This window comes from Marivirga lumbricoides (genome assembly GCF_014636295.1).
Taxonomy (GTDB): Bacteria; Bacteroidota; Bacteroidia; order Cytophagales; family Cyclobacteriaceae; genus Marivirga; species Marivirga lumbricoides.
Genome location: NZ_BMEC01000010.1, coordinates 28,209 through 45,296, shown reverse-complemented (window position 1 = coordinate 45,296; position 17,088 = coordinate 28,209). Strand labels below are relative to the sequence as shown.

Below are 17,088 nucleotides of genomic sequence, written 5' to 3'. Positions count from 1 at the left end.
TTTCAGGAAAATATTAGCAAGTAGCTTCTAATTTCCTCATCTGTTTAATTTTTTTTTGGTTCTGCCTATTGATTTATTCCGCACTCATATACGAGTGATTTCATTGCCTAAATATCCAACAAAGGATGACTTTACCCATTTCACCTCACCACCGACTAAATGGTAACTAAACTTCATCAAGCCTTGATCGTAATACCAGTAATAATAAATTCCATTATCTTCTTTATTTAATAAATTCTCTACCCTGTTTCTTGACAGTATAGGGGTTAGTATAATTTCCTTTTCTTTGCTCAAAGGATACTGTCCAATTATACGTTCATAATCATCTACACTTTCTAAAGGTAGACTGTACTCCATTTCACAAAAATTAGATAGAAAAAAAGAAAAATTATGTATTAATGTTGTATTAGACCAATTAAATTCTTTGGCTATTCTATTAAATGCCTCAATTTGTATTAAATCCGTCATATCAAACCCATTTGCTGGATTTGTCACGAATCCCTTCTTAATATTATTAATATCGCCATTTGCCCAAACCCCATAATAAAAGGAGTAAAAAACACTCTTATAGGAATAGTTAACACAATATATTTTCGACTCTCCTTTTTCTTTAAACAACTTAAAACTAAACCTTTCAGAAATATTCTCTGGAATATATCTCAAGTTTCTCCAGAGAAAATCTGTATCTATTTGCTCAAGAATGGCTAATTCTATTTTTTGTTTAAAATCAATAGGTCTAATTCGAATTAAAAAAAAACCGATTAAAATAATAATTAATATTATAGATATTTTTCTATTCATCTTCCCCTGCTATTTCCTTAATCACTTTCTTCTGTTCATCCGAGTAGTCCGCTCCTTGCTTATACATCACATCATAATCCATTAAATCCTTACCACCCTTCGAATCACCTTTAGAAGAATTAATGGGTTGCTTCAAAACAAAAACAATGGAATCAAATATTAATGTATCATTTGAAAAATAACCTATATTTAGAGGATTTTTATACATCACTAGAAATTTTTCTTTATTTAATTTTTGCGCATAGCTTGTATTCAGAATCTCATACGAAGAAATACTATTATTTTTATCTTTTGAACATCCAATAATTAGTAGAGCAAACAATATATATTTAATTCTCATTTCTTTTCTAAATTTAGCTTCCATTCAACCTAAATAATGATGTGATTATACTCTTTTCTGGTAAATAAATCTATCCAATAAACTATGGTGCAGGTTACAAAATATATTCCTTCCGGATTATTAAATTTATATTTCTCAGACATGGTTTTGTTTCAATTCTTTGATAATTGAACTTATAAAAACATATCCTATTTTACAATTCTTGTGATCTTAGACATAGGGTGCTAAAAAGCAAATAGCACGCGTTTAGCTGCGCAACGCGCGTTAGTGGGGAAGTCGAAAGTAACCTATCCATAAGGCCAAACACCACCTTCCTGTCGCAACAACCAATCTCTATATTTAATTATCAAAAGAAACCCACTTAAAAAAAACAGGAATAGTATCAGTGAAATAATAATATTAGAATATTTTCCTTTAAATGTATTGATTACAAGAGTTTTAGGATCGGAAGGTAATAATATTACTTGGATAATGTTTCCTGCCTCTAAGGATCCATCTTTTGTGTATATTTTGGCTGAAAGAGTTTCTTCTCTAAAACTGTATCTAATAGTAAGTTCTCTATATGATTCGTCAGTTTTTTCTCCTATTTCCAAAATCTCTCCTCCGACAACAACACCATCATTATAATAGTTAACAACCTCTTTAATTTCACGAAAAACAAAAAAAAGAGAAAGAATACTGCCAAATAGTGTTAATACAATTGCTCCAATAAATAACACATAATTCTTTTGATTCATTTTTAACTGCTTTAAATCAATTCCCAATTTGTAAATCATAGGTAATTAGCCCGCTAAACCTAGTTTGCAACGAGGATTCTCAAAGTATGAGTTTTCAACTCAGAAAGCTAACTTATACTAAACCTGTTCTTCAAGAATAATCCCTTGCTGAACTGTATACATTTTCTCCTATTTTTATAATGTTAAAAGCTTGCTCCAGCAGAAGGATAGATTATCTTTTTCTAAACACTGAAAATGCCTAGTCTAAGCATCTTCGTTACGAACGAAGGTGAGAAGGGTTAATAATCTAATCTGGATTACTTAATCTATAAATATAAGGTGGGGTTCTCTATATAAAAAGTGGCTCCGGCAGGAATCGAACCTGCATCTAAAGTTTAGGAAACTTTTTAACCCTCCTTATAACTATCTGAAAGCCAAATCTATAAGAAAAGTATGTGGGGAATTAGTGAACAGTTAGTGAACTCAAATTTAAGTTTGAAAAAGTAGTAGCCCTGGCAGGAATCGAACCTACATCTAAGCTTTAGGAAAGCCATATTCTATCCATTGAACTACAGGGCCAGTAATACTGAGGTGTATTTTTCTTTAAAATCAGGGCGGATAATCCTTTAAAAATATCATTAAAATCACCCTTCAAATAGTAAAGCGTCTCTATCACTTTTGCTCTGCAAAACTACACAAATTGCCTATCTCTCACAAACCTTAAAATATTTTTCATTTTTTTATAAAAAACTCTAAAAGTAAACAGACTGTAAACCAAACCATTAAGATTACAGCTATACCCCTACCCTTCCCCTTTATATGGCTATGCAACTGGTATGAATAGCCTTTCTGCGCAATAATTTGTTGCCTTATTTAGCGGCTGAATTAGATATAATCAGCATGACAACAGATGACCTTAATCAACTAGTGACCCGCCGGGATTTAGAGCAATTCTACAGCAAATTAATTAACGATATAGCACAAACTATTTCCAATAGTTTAAATACTAAGGAATTCTATTCCCCAAAGGAGTTTTCAGAATCAACAGGTATGAAATATAGTACAGTGGTACACTACTGTAATACAGGGAAACTTAAAGCTAGGCAAGACAGTCCGGGTGGAACATGGTCTATACATGTGTCTGAACTTGAGCGATTTGCGTATGAAGCAAGTGAAAACACCAGATAACCCTGTGAATATACAAAACTAAAACATACTTTTGCCAAATTTTTCTTGTAATTAATCAAGATAAACTATCAACCATATATGAAAGAACTTAATTATCTGAGCCCTTCTGAATTAATAGAAAAGTATCCAGAGGTAGCCACAAAATTTAATTGGAGTGCCAGAGAACTTGGCTTGTTCCTGAAATGTAAACTACTGGATGGCTATTATGACAGAAGGAAAAGATGCGCAATGATAAAAGAAAACTCTTTTTTACAGCTTGTTCATTTTGTTAATAGTCTAATAGATTCCCAGAAAATAAATTTTTAAAATATGGAAGGTCTTTCCCTTTTTGATAGTCTAAGCTGCTCATGTACTAACGAAGGTCAAGAATTATGATTGCAGAAAATTTTAACGCTTATCATCACTTTGATTTTCAGTCAGTATTCACGGCTACAAAAGTCTTTATTGATGAACATAATGAAAAGCATCCCCAATTAACCGAAAAACTAAATGCCAATCACCGAGCTACCTGTGAATTGATCATAAGACTTTACCTCAAGCAGCTTAACAACCTGCAGAACAATTATGACAAGACTATTCAGAAAGTCCAAGGATTTAAAACATTCAATACGAGTCTGGCCAGTTGCAAAGGCTGCACAGTTCGAACTATCCTCAACCATAAGGCTCGACTTAAAATGGCAGGATTTATTATAGCTGAGGAAAACAGGGGCGCTCAAGGAATTGAGCTTTGGATTAATACTAGTATAATTTTTCCTAATCAAAGTGCCAATAAAGACGCTTCTGGAAAAAAAGAAAAAAAACGGTTTCAATTAGATGGTCAAACTTCAGAAGGGAAAAATTTTCACCCTTTAGTTCATGTACTTCATGAACAGAAAAATAATAATAGCAATGTGGATAGATTAGAAGATGTTCTCCCGCAAAAGCGGGATCACCATAGTGAGCTGCCTGAAGGCGAGCTCACAAGAACATTACATGAACCTCACATGAACACGGGGGAAAATGCGAAATCTGTTCCTAATAATCCAGCAAAACCGGATGGAGCAGATCGCATTTCCTTACTTTTTTTAATCCGGCAGTTTTGGGAATTCAGCAGAAAGCTCCTATACCCTGATTTAATTCTAAGTCAACCCGAGCAAAAAGACATCATGAACATGATTTGGGCAACAGTTTACATGAAGCTTAACTCATCCCTTTCAAAGGAAGACTGGTTGAAATATCATGAACAGGCTATTGAGCGTGTGATCATGGTTAGGAAGTGGCTTGATAAATCTCCTAATCATTGGGTTCCACCACCTCATATCTACTTTAGTCCTCACAATGATAAGAATGATTTTCAAAAAACCTTAAAATGGCTCGTCAAAAGGGAAATTCTCAAGACTGAAATTAGTCAGCAGCTGATGCTTCAGAAGGTTCGGAATGAGCATCGACTTCATGAGGAAGGAAAGGGAAGGTATAAACACCTATCTCGTTTGCAACTGTTTAGATTACAGGAACAGAGGCTAAGCAAAATGAACAACCCTGAGCTACTGAAAGCCTATTATTTGTACATCCGAAGAATATTTTAACTTAGATAAGCAATCTTATGATGTCTGAAAACGCAATTAATGGTGCATTAACTAAATGTATTGTATGGTTTTATGATGGTAACTCCAGAACCTTCTATTCGCGAGATAAATCGCACAAAAGCGCAAAACCAAACATGGCGCTGGGTATAAGAAGGCTGGAAAAAATGCTTTTGGAAACCTTTAAAGGAAAATGGGAAACCGCTATTATCTATGTAAACAAAAACAACGGTGAAGAAATAGCTAAATACAAAAAGGGTGTGCGCGTCTAAGTGGACTGGTCTTTGATTCAGTTTCTTAAAAGATTATTATGGAAAAAGAACAAGCCACCAGTAGCAGTTATTTCGAACGTTTTGAAACCTTCCTTTACTCAAGGAAATTCATATTTTTAGTAGTAATTGCAGGAACAATACCTATGATTATGCATTCCCATGAGCTATTCTATCAAATCTCTCCTTTTGAAGGCAATGATCTGGTCAAACGTATTTACTCCATCTTCTATGCCATCAGTTTTGACCTGACCATACTAGTGTTTACTATTCATTACATAAAAAAGAAACCTCAGCTTTATGCATGCTTTGCCTTCATTATAAACTTGCTTTACTTCAACCCTTTTGGATTTATACCCTCTCAGTATATAGTCGGTTTTACGAAAGTCTTTCTGGCTGGTGTATTAGCGTTTACAGGATATAGTTACGCGGAACTATTTGTAGAAAAAGTAGCCGAAAACAAGAAATCCACAAAGAAAAGAACTGTTTACAAGGCTGTAAACATACAGGCTGTTCCTGAACGTAAACAGGAAAAGGAATTAGTAGGTGAGTTCCAGTGTGGTTCCTGCGAGAAGTCCTTCAAATCCATTAAAGCACTAAATGGACATATGAAAGTTCACTAAGAATGGTATACGAATTATCTCTAAGCTCTTCCAGCTATCCAAAACTGCTATATTTTATCTATCTGATATCTGAAAAACAAAACTCCTCATAAATCCTCTTCAACTCCCTTGGATATAATAACTGTCTCCTACCAGTATTCAGTCCATCAATATCCTTAAGTTTCTTTCTTAAAGTTTCACGACTGATTCCCATTTCCCGGGCCAGCTCGGCTTTACTCTTAAATTGTAATGATTGGTTCATGCCTCTAAAATAAAAATAAAAGCTTAAAGAGAGTACTTCAAATAATTCAAGAGGTACAATCTTTTCCTTTCAGATGAAATTCCACGTACTAAAGAGCTACAAATAAGTTTTAAACGCTTAAAAAAGGAGAGTAAACCTTCCTTTTCCCTGACCTACCAAGCTGATTTTTATCTTTCTCCTCCGACTGTAATATTTGAGCAAAAGAATAAAATATATGCTTAAATGGATTGTTGGCGGGGCAGCCGCTTTTTTTACAGGTCGGTATTTATTGAGGTTAAATAGAGCCTCCAATACCATAGTGACGCGCACAACTCTGGCAGTTAATAAAGTGGGGCTTTCCGGGATTGAGTTGAAAGCTTCTGTACGTTTACAAAACCCTAACCCGATATCATTATCACTTCAATTTCCATTTGTAAACCTTACTTATAAGGAAGTATCAATTGGTTCTTCTCAAGTAAAAGATGAAATTTTGGAACTACCTGCTCATGGAGAAAAAGCCTTTAATATTATTATTCAATCAGTTGGCTGGTTGGCTCTCATTCAAACATTGGGATCCGATTTGGTTCAAAGTATAAGAAGTGGACAAAAAGCCACTATCGAACTCATGACTACAGTCACGACCAAAGTCAATGGAATCCCTTACACTCAAGCTGAATTAATCAAACTGGCCATCTGATGGAGACATTGAAAAAAAGATATATCAAGCCAGGTCATGAGTTTAACAGGTTGATGCCTCGAAGCATCAATCTTGACAGTGTTGTTCGCCCTGCCGGAAAGGCTCAGCTCCATCATACAATCAATCTGATCAGAGAAATAGTACCGGAAACTAAAGAAGATACGCGCTTACTTGCCCAACGTTTAAAGGGACAAACCGTCAGAGAAACATGCAGGAATATCTGGCAATTTGTTTACAATCATATCCAATATGCCAGGGATAAAGCAGGGATTGAACAGGTAAGAAGGCCTTCCAGAACATGGGCTGACAGGAGGAAGGGAGTGGATTGCGACTGTTACAGTGTGTTTATTTCCAGCATCTTAACCAATTTAAATATCCCTCATCAACTAAGGATTACCAAGTATGGAGGAAAACCTAATTTTCAGCACATTTATCCAATAGTAACGCTAAATAACGGCTCTCACATTACACTGGATTGTGTGACTGATCACTTCGATTTTGAAGTGCCTTATTCTGATGTAATGGACTTTGACATGTCCACTACTCCTAAAGTAGATGAAATAAATGGCTACAATGGCATCTGTGGGGTAGATAGTTTGGATCTGTTATTAAATGGACCAGATAGACCGGGAGAATTTGCGCTGCGAAAAATAGTGCGGGCGAAACAATCAGAAAGTTCTCCCACCAGAAAATTGATTTTGAAGCCAGTACTTTCAAAACAATCAACAGGTATGAAAGAAAGTGAGCTTCCTAAAGCCTCTTTAAGCACTGTAGAAATTAAACCAGCTGCACCGTCTTTAAATACTAAAAACCTACCAAGCTCTGGAAAACAAGCCGGGAAACTGTGCAAAATAGTGTTTTCAGTTGCCATAGGAATGGGAGCTTTTAAAATAATTCAACTTTTAACATAGTAAATATGGAACTACATAGATTGGATGGCATCACTGCCTCCGGACTGGACAACCTGGATATTCAGGACATAGACTTTGAGACACTGGAAGAGGGAAAAATTAATGGCCATCAATTAGAAGCACTTGAAGCTTTAGGTTATATCAAAGAACCTGAAATTGCCTATGAAATTTTGGATGAGGCAGGTAATGTAATCATGTATGCCGATGCAGAAGAAAACCTATATGTAATGGACGGGCTAGGCGAGCTTGGTTTTCTAAAAAAGATTGGAAAAGGGCTTAAAAAAGCCACAAGCTTTGTCGGTAAAAAGATAATCAAGCCTGTAGCAACGGGAGTAAAAAATGCTGCAAAGTTTACCGGAAACAAGATACTTAAGCCAGTTGTATCAACTGTCAATCGTTATATGAATCCGGCCACCATCTTATTGAGGAATGGATTTCTGCTCGCCATGAAAACCAACCTGATGAAGGTAGCAGAGCGACTTCGATTTGGATACCTCAGCGAGGCAGAAGCAAGGAAAAGAGGTATGAATATGTCCGGCTTTGCCAAATTAAAGGAGGCAATTAGCAAAGCTGATAAGATTTATGAACTGGCTGGTGGAAAGAAAGAAAACCTAAAAAAAGCGATTCTTACTGGAAAGGGAAACAATGACAAGGCTGTACCGCTGAATGGATTTGGTTTAGGAAGTCCTCTTGACTTCACGGAAGAGTTTGCAGATCCTTTTGAGCGGATGGTGGTAGAAATGGATGCTGATGAAATTGAATCTATGCTCCAAGGCAGCCTCGAAATGGAAGGATTGGGGGTCGTTGTAACAGGTACTGCCATCGCAGCTGCCTCAGGTGCTGTAGCCTCAATCTCTGCCTTATTAAGCAAAATAACGGGCGTTTTTGATAAAGGAAAAGCCCAGGTAAGCCAAATTAAGGAAAGTATAAGTCAGACCGTTAACAATCTCAAGCCCGCTCTTCCTGCCCTACCTTCATCAGGTAATGCTTCGGCTGTTGCACCAGTGGTCAGACAATTGCCTCAAAGCAGCTCCCAAGTACCAGTTAAGTCAGTTCCAGGACTACCTGCAGTGAAAACCGCAAGTTTAAAGCCATCTGCTCCATTCGCTGCTGCAAAATCTACTTCTCCAGGTAATCAGGCTATGATTGCTAGCTCTGCTACTCAACCGATGATCATAGCATCGGCAGAAAAAGCGCCAGGCTTTATTCAAAAGAATAAAACTGTACTCATAGTTGGTGCAGGCTTAATTCTGGCAAGTGGTGGGGTATACTATGTGGTAAAACAATCCAAGGAAAAGAAAAAAAGTGCTAAGTCTTTAAACGGTATTAGCAGGGATAGTAAAGGCCGGTTCAAGACGAAAAATAATAACAAACCTGCCAAGCGGAAGGCTAAGCCAGCTAAAAAACTGGTTCCCACTGTACTCCTATAAGAATTTACTATTTAAAACAACAAGAATGAATAAAAAAGCAGAAGTAAAAGACAGCCTGCTCGAAACAGGAAAGAACTTAGGTTCAGGACTGGTGGGTATGATAGCAGGCTCAGCCGTTGGCAGACATTCCCTATGGATTGGCGCACTAACTATCTTTGGTGGTGCATGGTACAAATATGATTGGCTCACATCCACAGGTGTGGGAATGGTGGCTTCTAACGGTTTTGGACAAAGACAGGATGAAGAGGTCAGTGGATTAGATGGCTTTCAGGATGAAATAGCTAATGCAAAAACCAGGGCTTTGGCATCTCTTAAAGCATTGGGAAAAAAGGTATATCTGGATAAACTCTCCCCCTCCTTAAGTGAGAAAATCGGATTAAACGGTATGGAAGATGGCTCAGTCGTGATGCTGAACAGCCATATGGATGGAATGGGCAACTTCGATACCTCTGAGGTAGATGAGATCATTCGTCAATTAGAATCAGGCAATGCTGAAACTATAGTGGAAGACACGTCCTATCAGCAAAGAAACTTTGATGGCATAGAAATGGGCAGCTTTGGTGATGTCGGAATGTTAGGAAACCAGGACATTACGGATCTGGCCGGAACCGATGCTCTTGAACTAAACGCAGTAGCATAATTCAATTTTGAAGAACAAATAAATCAACTATAACAACATGAACAGAAAAAATTCCAGAGAACAATTTCTCGAAATCGTTAATGCTCACCTTTCTCTAAGAGAGGCTGGCAAGAAACATGATCCTGCAATGGTAAAAGTAGCAGAAGGCATCAAAGAAGGAAGGCTCCAACTATCCGACAGTGCATACTATGCCATTAAGTACGGTGGAGACAAGGCTACCATTCACATGTTTGAAACACAGGACGCTAAGGAAATTGGTGTAACTAATGTGACCCAGTCAAAGCTACCAAAAGACAGATTATTCCTTTGCAATAGAATTACCTTACTCGCTAAAGTATTTGATGGTGAAACACCTCAGTCTGATACTGGCTGGAAACAGCTGATCAAGTCTACCAACTTCGATTCAATCAAGTCAGTAGCTGGCCTTCAAAATGGAGTATGGACCTTCATGGCCAACAAAAAGATCATTGTAGATGAGCGACCTATGCAGGAGTTTGTAACAGATAATAATACTCAGATTCATTTAGGCACTTACTATCTGGAAAACCCAAGGTTCATCCGCGATGATGAAGAATTTGAATTCACTATTGAACTGGGAGACGATGCCCCAGATAACACCTTAATCAAGGTCTTACTCGCTGGCACTTCTACTGTACCTGCATAATTTAACTACTGATGGAAAAGGATACCAGGGAAATCAGAAAGAGCTTTTCATTTAGGGTAGATAAAGCCAATAAGGTTTATACACCTCTTAATTGGGAATTGCCCAAGAAAACGAAATATGTAAGAGGGATTCAGCTCACCTCTGATTTTCCTCATAAGCTTTATTTCAGGGGCAGCCAAAAAATTGAAATAGGAGGCGATGAGCTTTTTCCTGAAGGTTTTGATAGTAAGATACTCGTTTCTAGCATCAGTGTAGCACCGAGAGAGCGATTCTTTGAACTAGGAGATGTACTCCCTGGGGACTTGTCAGTCAAGGTTCGCTTTGAAGATAAGGATCATGAGCGAGCTGGAATCGGAAATGGCTATAATGTTTCTTTTGTCTTACTAATTGATGAATTGATATGATGAGACAAAATTTGGAAGCACTGGGAGATGATCATCCAGAAATGAATCAATCTATGATTAAGAGGCGGTTAATCCCTATTGAAATGCAAATCACCGAAAAAGGGCAATATCAGACTTTCCAACAGAAGATTCCTTTTCAGGTACATAAGGTTGTTGGAATCATCTTTACTCATAATACTCCTTCGGAAATTCCTTTTGCCAGTAGGGTTTACGTGGGAAGTGCACCGAACGCAGCAATTTCTCAGTCTCTGATCTACAGGTTACGAAACGAGAAGACTACTGGTGCAACGCTTTGCTTGTCGGTTCATGTTCCTCCTTGTGAAAAGCTGTACTATGCTCAGCCTCACAAGCTGGGTAAATACAATCTGTTCATCAATGGGAGAACCGGGAAATTTAAAGAGCCGGTCACAATTTCACTAAGAGACTTTTGGACTGGCTCTGAAGAATATTATTGGGTCTGGGAAAGTAAATATGAAGGTTGCGGAACTGTAGAATTATGTGTTTCTGCCGATTCCAGGAATGAAGATGAGGATTATTAAAACATGGAATTAGGAGAACTTTCAATCATAAGCAAGCAGGGTGTGGAGCTGAAAGAGCATGTAACGAGTATTGTGTCTATTGAGCGAGATCAGAATGCCTTGGAGCAGGAGCAATATCTGGCGGGATATGACTTGAATTGTAATGGGATTGAAATGGAGCTTAATGAACCACTCAGCATTCCAATAATACATCCTCTGGATGTACACATTGAGGGGGATTACATTTCAGGAGCCTATAGAGACAGTCAAATGGCTTCGGGACCCTACACGATCAAAATTTGGTTGATGCTGGAAGAATCTGAGAAATCAATTCAATCGTGACTGAAGAATTTGTCTTAAGATATCTGCCTCAAAGAGTCGAGGAAAGAGGTTTCCAGAAACACCGCATGATTTTCCAGGATTTGAACCTGCAAGCGAGACAGGAAATCATCCTTTCCGCTTATAATGAAATCTGGTTTTTACTGGAAGCCCAGGAAGGGATAAGCATCAGCTCAGACCTTGGTGAATATGATGATAGCAATCCGCTGCTCTCAGAAAATATACATGAGCATGCCGATGCCATCATCATCAGAAACAATTCAAATGAAGTAAAAAAAGTAAAATTTATTCAAGTGCTATTGATCAACTAAATGGAATACAGGCAACGAAAACCAGGATCTGTAAGACTTACCGAAGAGCAGTATGAGGAGATGGAGCGTTTAGGAATTGATAATGAAAGCGCCTATGTAAAGCATAAGCTCAATGGTGCTCAGCAACATCTTCAGGTGTTAAGAAATGATGCAGAAATTCTGCAAAGTGAGCAAAGCATTCCTGCTAAAAAGCCAACATTTCAAATGGGAATTTCTGAGCATCTAAATTATTCTAAAGACCAGGCAAAGCTGCAGGACCAGCTGGCCATTCAGAAGCTATCGCTAGAAAATGACCAGTTAAAGCACAAATTGGAGGAGCTTTCCCGAAGCAGGGAGGAAGCCTTAGATGGAATTCATGGACAGGTAAGCAATCTGTTAAGGGACGAGCTACTCAAAAGAGATTTCGAAGCTGCTAAAAAAGATAATGCGGCTTTGCTAAAGGAAATAGAGAAGCTGGAAAAAGCACTTGAAAAATCGGAGGATACGCTCGATGAAAAATCTGCCGAGATCGATGAGCTTATTAAGAAGCTTAGCATGATTGAATTGGGAAAGGCTTTGCTCCCGGGTGCTATAAGCGGACTTGCCAGCAAATACCCTAAAGAAATACAGGGGCTGGCAACTACCTTGGGTAGCCTCAGTGGCGAAGACATGAAGCAATTGCTTCCTGCAAACAGCTTATCAGAAGAACAACAAAATTTGCTCCAGATAGCAGAGTATTTCAAGGAGCTATTCAATGATGAGCAATTTGAGCAAGTGGTACAACTCATCGCGCAGCTCGGTGAGCAAACTAAGGAGGATGAAAGTATGATTGGCAAGGTGAGCTACTACCTGACCCAAATGAGCAAAATCAGAAAAACAAAACAACAAGCTGCCTCCAGTCAGCAAGAGGGAGTAAATACTATTCAAGACAATCAAAATGGAAGAATTCAATATTAATGTGAAGCTACAAGCTAAAAGCAAAGTAGAAGCCAGTCAGGTAAAGAAAGCTTTTGAAACGATGGTAGATAGCTTTAAAGCTGAAGGTATCATTAAGATGGAAAAGATTTTTAAGACTGACGCTTTTGTACGGAATGTGGTCAAAATGAAACTCAATATTAAGTAAAAATGGCTTTACCAGTAATGGCATACAAAGCATGGCAAAACAGGCCAAAGATCAGTATGGGAAGTCGAATCACTTCTTCCCTTCTGGCACTTGGTGCAGCAACGGGTGTATTTTTAGGAACAAGGGCATTGGTAAAGAACTTCAAACAAGGGATCAGGGAGCAACAGGCACTCAGCGAAGGCAACCCTGCAGCTTTTGCCACCCAGCTAAAAATGGCTTTCGAAAATGACAATTATTTCGGGTGGGGGACAGATGAGGAAATGGTTTTTACTGTGTTGGAGTCCATACCTAATGGTTTTATGAACAAAGTACAAAGGGCATACCGGGACCTCTATGGCAGAAATCTGTCGGCTGATTTACAAGATGAACTTTCCTCAGAAGAATTTGTCACTGCTTTACAGATTATTAATTCAAAAACCTGATTATGGGAACAACAAAAAGTACTCAAAAAAGAAGCAACGGTGCGCAGAAGAGCAGTCTCAGAAAGACATCTCCTGGAATAAATCGCCGATATATTATTTATGGTCTGGGAGCAGGAGCTGTTTTAGGTGGTGGCTACTTTCTATACAACTATCTGCAGGATCGGCAACTTATGCAACGCAGCGAAGGCTTAATTGTCAACAACATACTACCATCGCTGCCTGCCTCTGTGGCACGCTTAAGCAGTGGTTCCTTTCCACTAAAAAGCGGATCAAAAGGAACACTCGTAAAGCAATTGCAGCAGGCTTTGCTCAATATAGGTGGTGAAACTGCTCAGCATATTCGTTCCACCAGCGTCAGGCCTGACGAAACACCTGATGGGGTATTTGGTAGTGGGACTGAAAAGGCCCTAAGAGCTGCAGGTTATAATAGTGTGGTGTCAGAAAGTACGTTTGCACAAATTATCGGCAGCAGCAAAAGCAATGGAGCATTAAACGGAAAAACTATTGCTGATCAGCTCATTAAGGCAGCAAACGAGCAAAATCTTTTTGCTGCTCTAGCTGCTTTAAAGCAAATGCAAAACACCAATGATTATCAATCGGTAAAGAGTCATTTCGCAACAGCCAGAGTTGGTGGGGTTCGAGTGACCAGCCCTGTCAATGCTCTACTAAGTGTAGCATTCAAAAACAATGAAGCAGCCAAAGTGAAAATAAGGGCAGAATTCAGCAGAATGGGGTTAAAACAGTCAGCCAATGGCACCTGGACTCTATCCGGACTAAATGGCTTGGGCTCCATGAAAGCCCTACAGAATTACCTGAAGAGCAGCGAATCTTTCAGCATTGCCATTACCCGTAAACCTACCATGCTTCGCAACGGCCAGGGGGATTACATGGTGCCGGCTATTCCTGCGCAAACTGTATTAGGCTACCTGACCAATGATAAAAAAGGTGTGGCCCAAATTATTACTGAAAATGGTGTAACAGTGTATGCCCCGTCTCAAAATCTAAAACTCATCTAAGCAATAATTCTACCAGATAACTAAATTTTAAAGATATGAAAAATTGGATTGATAAACATTTGATTCCTCTTCTGAAATGGTTGTGGAACTACCTGAAAGTTTGGCGTGAGTTATCGTCTATAGTGATAGCACTTGTATTATGGGTGAATAGTAGTTGGCTATTGAGGAAACTGGACCCTACAGCAGCTACTTATGATGCCGGCATATTCCAGATGTATCTCTTTGCTATTATCGGGCTATTCCTTTTACATGGCATCGTGCGAATATTAATGAAACTGATCTGGCCTACCTCAGATGACTACCTCGACAATCAATTTGCTCAAGACTTTAAAACCATAACCGCATGGCAAAAGCTAAAACTATCTACCTCTATATTCTTTGCTTTTTTATTTGCCGCAGTGTTGTTGGCCAGAATCCTGTAACATCTGCTGAGTTCAAAAATCAGCAAAGGCAATGCCTTCAGCAAGTATACAACAGTCAAATAGGTGTCAGGGAGCAAGGCGGAGCTAACAGGGGGACGCAGGTGGAGCAATATCTGGCTTCGGTAGGTTTTGCTCCAGGTTATGCCTGGTGTGCAGCTTTTATCAGCTGGTGCTACCAGCAAGTGGGCATCGAGCATCCAAAAAATGCATGGGTACCGAGCTACGCGCTAGAGCGAAATTTAATTTATAAAAGAGGAGAGTTCATAAAGCAGCTTCCTCAGCAGGGAGATTTGTTTCTCATCTGGTATGAAAGACTAAAGCGTCCTGCTCACATTGGTTTTGTGGATCAGTGGCAAGGCAAATGGGTCATTACTGTAGAAGGCAATACGAATAATGATGGTTCGAGAGAAGGTGATGGCGTGTACAGAAAGCGGAGGTTACAAAAGCAAATCTGGGCTGTAAGCAATTTTATAGATGCTGAATAAAACAAAGCAAATATTAAAGCGCAAAGGCTACAGACTTTTTACTCGTCCTTATGAACTCAATATAGTTGCCTATAGAAGCAAGTATGTGCGTAGTAACCGCTTCGATGATGAGATTCATGTTTTCTACAAAAATCATATAGGTCAGTGGCTGTATCATATTTTTCCCGCAACTACCGATCCCGGACAATATTGGTTGGACAACCCGATGCATCCGCAAGGCACCGCCTTTCTGAAAACTGGGCAATACTTAGATGCTTATGCTATGGGCCTGCACCGGGGCATTTATGAGGCACTTGTCCAAATCGATGAGGTAACCGTCATCCGGAACTACGACAGATCCGGCATTTTCAATTGGTTTGAAAGCGGGTTCGCAGACAAAGGAAGATTTGGAATTAATGTGCACAGGGCCAAAGAGACAGGTTCAGCTAAAACTATTGATAGCTACTCAGCCGGCTGTCTGGTATTTGCCAACACATCTGATTTCGACTTTTTCATGAAGCTTACGTCCATCCACAGAGAATTGTATGGGAATAGCTTCACATTAACTCTTGTGGATTTTAGAGATGAAAGAAGAAGGAAACTCAGCACTGCTGCCTGGGCTTCTATACTTACAAGTTCAGTTGCAGCGATTGGTCAGAGACTTTTTAAAAAAAATGACTATGAAATTATCTAAAAATACGCAGAAAGCAGGGCTAGCTCTAATGGGATCTATGGCTGGATTCCTATTGGCTAAACAGCTAAAAATTGAGGATTATTATCCATTCATTCTACTAGGGGGCTTTCTTGGAAATACAATAGGAGAAGAATTGATTCCTGAAAAGCAACCTACCCCGCTAAACGCACTGAGCTTTATAGACAGTAATGGACAGCTAAAACTGATCATCTTATGAAATTAGACCTGAACAAATTATATATAGTATACATTCCAACCAAAAATGCCGAAAAGGAAGATGTATTTGATGGCCATCCTGATACTTTGGAAGGACTTTTTAACCAGGTACGCGGAGGATTAAAAATTGAAAATATCCATGCTATTTATAGCACATCGGCAGAAGCGGAGAAAGAATCTGCAAAATTACTTATCAAACGAATGAATAAAGTAAGGCAGACTTCATCTGTAAAAAAAGGAAGCGGTTTTGCCATTTTTGGCGCTGAGGTGAAGGCTTCAGATAAATATAAAGTACAATCCAAGCCGAAGGTTTACATCACAAAAAAAGCAGCCATGATTGCCTTAGACAAAATGCTGAAGAAAGGATGGAAACGGTCTGAACTTAAAATATTGAGGTATTGATGATGAAAGGAAGAGTCATTTCAACAAAAAAGTCAAAAAGCATAAAAGGAAGGTATGCCATTTTTAAAAGCAGTAATAATCGCTTACTCGAAAAGGGGCTATTCACTGCCGGAGAACTTCAGAATTACCTGAATCAAAAAATGAATGAAGGCCACTCCTATTATGCCATAGAACTCAAAGGTCTTGATCGTAAACTGACTGCCTCTGAACTGAAACCTCTGGAAAATAAAATAAGTAAAGAAACATCCGGTTTACCTGCCAAAGATTTAGCCGACTTAAAAACTTTACTGAAAACCCTGAAGACAAAGCCTGCATGGGAAGGGATGATCAAAGCTTACTTATTTGATACTTTCCTTCGTGACAAAATCCCATTAAGCATTTGGAAAAAAATAGGTGGTAAAACACTATAAGTGAAAAAGTATGGAAAATTCAGTTTCACCTCCAAGTATTCATAATTCCTCATTAGAGAGAGTTCCATCCAAGTTCGATGATGAGCAGCTACCAAAAGTAAAAGCCTACTACAAATACGAGCTGGCAGAGATGTACAATGTCTGCACTAAAACTTTCTCCACCTGGATTCATATGTATTTTGAAGAGTTACAACAATTTGGCTATACAAGACATACCAAACTTCTCCGCCCGGAGATTGTCAGATTTTTATTTGAGAGATTGGGGGAGCCCTAAAGACTGCACTTCTTTTTGATAAAAAATTTTTAA

At 38.6% G+C, this 17,088-nt stretch carries 29 protein-coding genes and 2 tRNA genes; 25 read left to right on the top strand and 6 right to left on the bottom strand.

What is annotated here, in order from left to right; translation table 11 throughout:
- Window positions 1-84: 84 nt before the first annotated feature.
- The 5 genes from IEV85_RS15390 to IEV85_RS15370 form a co-directional block, all read right to left on the bottom strand.
- Window positions 85-801, bottom strand: a complete 717-nt coding sequence (locus IEV85_RS15390) for a hypothetical protein (RefSeq protein ID WP_188464991.1) — start codon at window positions 799-801, stop codon at window positions 85-87.
- On the bottom strand, window positions 794-1,165 hold the full coding sequence (locus IEV85_RS15385; RefSeq protein WP_188464989.1) for a hypothetical protein: 372 nt from the start codon (window positions 1,163-1,165) through the stop codon (window positions 794-796). The genes IEV85_RS15390 and IEV85_RS15385 overlap by 8 nt, the downstream gene beginning before the upstream one ends.
- 263 nt (window positions 1,166-1,428) lie before the next feature.
- The gene (locus IEV85_RS15380; RefSeq protein WP_188464987.1) at window positions 1,429-1,878 is read right to left on the bottom strand and encodes a hypothetical protein; all 450 of its coding nucleotides are present in this window, start codon (window positions 1,876-1,878) and stop codon (window positions 1,429-1,431) included.
- A 340-nt stretch (window positions 1,879-2,218) separates the two neighbouring features.
- Window positions 2,219-2,293 (bottom strand) — tRNA-Ser (locus IEV85_RS15375).
- Window positions 2,294-2,364: 71 nt separating this feature from the next.
- Window positions 2,365-2,436, bottom strand: a tRNA-Arg gene (locus tag IEV85_RS15370).
- A 321-nt stretch (window positions 2,437-2,757) separates the two neighbouring features.
- Here IEV85_RS15370 and IEV85_RS15365 point away from each other — a divergent pair.
- The 5 genes from IEV85_RS15365 to IEV85_RS15345 all read left to right on the top strand — a co-directional run bounded on the left by IEV85_RS15365 (window position 2,758) and on the right by IEV85_RS15345 (window position 5,499).
- Window positions 2,758-3,045 carry a MerR family transcriptional regulator gene (locus IEV85_RS15365; RefSeq protein ID WP_188464985.1) on the top strand — a complete coding sequence of 96 codons (288 nt, stop codon included), beginning with the start codon at window positions 2,758-2,760 and terminating at the stop codon, window positions 3,043-3,045.
- 78 nt (window positions 3,046-3,123) lie between these two features.
- On the top strand, window positions 3,124-3,351 hold the full coding sequence (locus tag IEV85_RS15360) for a hypothetical protein (protein ID WP_188464983.1): 228 nt from the start codon (window positions 3,124-3,126) through the stop codon (window positions 3,349-3,351).
- 65 nt (window positions 3,352-3,416) lie between these two features.
- Window positions 3,417-4,610 carry a hypothetical protein gene (locus IEV85_RS15355; protein WP_188464981.1) on the top strand — a complete coding sequence of 398 codons (1,194 nt, stop codon included), beginning with the start codon at window positions 3,417-3,419 and terminating at the stop codon, window positions 4,608-4,610.
- 17 nt (window positions 4,611-4,627) lie between these two features.
- Window positions 4,628-4,879 (top strand): hypothetical protein, encoded by a 252-nt coding sequence (locus tag IEV85_RS15350; RefSeq protein WP_188464980.1) that lies wholly within the window; start codon window positions 4,628-4,630, stop codon window positions 4,877-4,879.
- Window positions 4,880-4,917: 38 nt separating this feature from the next.
- Window positions 4,918-5,499 carry a C2H2-type zinc finger protein gene (locus IEV85_RS15345; RefSeq protein WP_188464977.1) on the top strand — a complete coding sequence of 194 codons (582 nt, stop codon included), beginning with the start codon at window positions 4,918-4,920 and terminating at the stop codon, window positions 5,497-5,499.
- A gap of 58 nt (window positions 5,500-5,557) precedes the next feature.
- Here the strand turns inward: IEV85_RS15345 and IEV85_RS15340 are convergent, their stop codons facing one another.
- A complete protein-coding gene (locus IEV85_RS15340; RefSeq protein ID WP_188464975.1) occupies window positions 5,558-5,740 on the bottom strand; it encodes a helix-turn-helix domain-containing protein in 183 nt (60 codons plus the stop codon).
- Window positions 5,741-5,954: 214 nt separating this feature from the next.
- On the opposite strand from IEV85_RS15340, the gene IEV85_RS15335 reads away from it, so the two are divergent.
- The 20 genes from IEV85_RS15335 to IEV85_RS15240 are packed head-to-tail and all read left to right on the top strand — an operon-like array spanning window position 5,955 to window position 17,055.
- The gene (locus IEV85_RS15335; RefSeq protein ID WP_188464973.1) at window positions 5,955-6,416 is read left to right on the top strand and encodes a hypothetical protein; all 462 of its coding nucleotides are present in this window, start codon (window positions 5,955-5,957) and stop codon (window positions 6,414-6,416) included.
- Window positions 6,416-7,327 (top strand): transglutaminase-like domain-containing protein, encoded by a 912-nt coding sequence (locus IEV85_RS15330; RefSeq protein WP_188464971.1) that lies wholly within the window; start codon window positions 6,416-6,418, stop codon window positions 7,325-7,327. Before IEV85_RS15335 ends, IEV85_RS15330 begins: the two co-directional genes overlap by 1 nt.
- Window positions 7,328-7,332: 5 nt before the next feature.
- Window positions 7,333-8,757, top strand: a complete 1,425-nt coding sequence (locus IEV85_RS15325; protein ID WP_188464969.1) for a hypothetical protein — start codon at window positions 7,333-7,335, stop codon at window positions 8,755-8,757.
- A 25-nt stretch (window positions 8,758-8,782) separates the two neighbouring features.
- The gene (locus IEV85_RS15320) at window positions 8,783-9,397 is read left to right on the top strand and encodes a hypothetical protein (protein WP_188464967.1); all 615 of its coding nucleotides are present in this window, start codon (window positions 8,783-8,785) and stop codon (window positions 9,395-9,397) included.
- 37 nt (window positions 9,398-9,434) lie between these two features.
- Window positions 9,435-10,061 carry a hypothetical protein gene (locus IEV85_RS15315; protein WP_188464964.1) on the top strand — a complete coding sequence of 209 codons (627 nt, stop codon included), beginning with the start codon at window positions 9,435-9,437 and terminating at the stop codon, window positions 10,059-10,061.
- Window positions 10,062-10,072: 11 nt separating this feature from the next.
- Window positions 10,073-10,465, top strand: a complete 393-nt coding sequence (locus IEV85_RS15310; protein ID WP_188464961.1) for a hypothetical protein — start codon at window positions 10,073-10,075, stop codon at window positions 10,463-10,465.
- Window positions 10,462-11,004: a hypothetical protein gene (locus IEV85_RS15305; RefSeq protein WP_188464959.1), complete on the top strand. Its 543-nt coding sequence runs from the start codon at window positions 10,462-10,464 to the stop codon at window positions 11,002-11,004. Before IEV85_RS15310 ends, IEV85_RS15305 begins: the two co-directional genes overlap by 4 nt.
- A gap of 3 nt (window positions 11,005-11,007) precedes the next feature.
- Window positions 11,008-11,325, top strand: a complete 318-nt coding sequence (locus IEV85_RS15300) for a hypothetical protein (protein ID WP_188464958.1) — start codon at window positions 11,008-11,010, stop codon at window positions 11,323-11,325.
- Complete coding sequence (locus IEV85_RS15295) at window positions 11,322-11,633, top strand: hypothetical protein (RefSeq protein ID WP_188464956.1); 312 nt, start codon at window positions 11,322-11,324, stop codon at window positions 11,631-11,633. The genes IEV85_RS15300 and IEV85_RS15295 overlap by 4 nt, the downstream gene beginning before the upstream one ends.
- Window positions 11,634-12,569 (top strand): hypothetical protein, encoded by a 936-nt coding sequence (locus IEV85_RS15290; protein WP_188464954.1) that lies wholly within the window; start codon window positions 11,634-11,636, stop codon window positions 12,567-12,569.
- Window positions 12,550-12,735: a hypothetical protein gene (locus IEV85_RS15285; protein WP_188464951.1), complete on the top strand. Its 186-nt coding sequence runs from the start codon at window positions 12,550-12,552 to the stop codon at window positions 12,733-12,735. The genes IEV85_RS15290 and IEV85_RS15285 overlap by 20 nt, the downstream gene beginning before the upstream one ends.
- A 2-nt stretch (window positions 12,736-12,737) precedes the next feature.
- On the top strand, window positions 12,738-13,157 hold the full coding sequence (locus IEV85_RS15280; protein WP_188464949.1) for a hypothetical protein: 420 nt from the start codon (window positions 12,738-12,740) through the stop codon (window positions 13,155-13,157).
- Between the two features lie 2 nt (window positions 13,158-13,159).
- Window positions 13,160-14,173, top strand: a complete 1,014-nt coding sequence (locus IEV85_RS15275; protein WP_188464947.1) for a peptidoglycan-binding domain-containing protein — start codon at window positions 13,160-13,162, stop codon at window positions 14,171-14,173.
- Window positions 14,174-14,208: 35 nt separating this feature from the next.
- Window positions 14,209-14,595, top strand: a complete 387-nt coding sequence (locus tag IEV85_RS15270) for a hypothetical protein (protein ID WP_188464945.1) — start codon at window positions 14,209-14,211, stop codon at window positions 14,593-14,595.
- Complete coding sequence (locus IEV85_RS15265) at window positions 14,517-15,080, top strand: CHAP domain-containing protein (RefSeq protein WP_188464943.1); 564 nt, start codon at window positions 14,517-14,519, stop codon at window positions 15,078-15,080. The genes IEV85_RS15270 and IEV85_RS15265 overlap by 79 nt, the downstream gene beginning before the upstream one ends.
- Entirely contained in the window at window positions 15,070-15,753 is a 684-nt protein-coding gene (locus IEV85_RS15260; protein WP_188464936.1) for a hypothetical protein, read from the top strand. Before IEV85_RS15265 ends, IEV85_RS15260 begins: the two co-directional genes overlap by 11 nt.
- Window positions 15,740-15,970: a hypothetical protein gene (locus tag IEV85_RS15255; protein WP_188464934.1), complete on the top strand. Its 231-nt coding sequence runs from the start codon at window positions 15,740-15,742 to the stop codon at window positions 15,968-15,970. Before IEV85_RS15260 ends, IEV85_RS15255 begins: the two co-directional genes overlap by 14 nt.
- A complete protein-coding gene (locus tag IEV85_RS15250; protein WP_188464933.1) occupies window positions 15,967-16,371 on the top strand; it encodes a hypothetical protein in 405 nt (134 codons plus the stop codon). The genes IEV85_RS15255 and IEV85_RS15250 overlap by 4 nt, the downstream gene beginning before the upstream one ends.
- Complete coding sequence (locus tag IEV85_RS15245; RefSeq protein WP_188464932.1) at window positions 16,371-16,781, top strand: hypothetical protein; 411 nt, start codon at window positions 16,371-16,373, stop codon at window positions 16,779-16,781. The genes IEV85_RS15250 and IEV85_RS15245 overlap by 1 nt, the downstream gene beginning before the upstream one ends.
- Window positions 16,782-16,791: 10 nt before the next feature.
- Window positions 16,792-17,055, top strand: coding sequence for a hypothetical protein (locus IEV85_RS15240; protein ID WP_188464931.1), 264 nt, complete (start codon window positions 16,792-16,794; stop codon window positions 17,053-17,055).
- Window positions 17,056-17,088 lie beyond the last annotated feature (33 nt).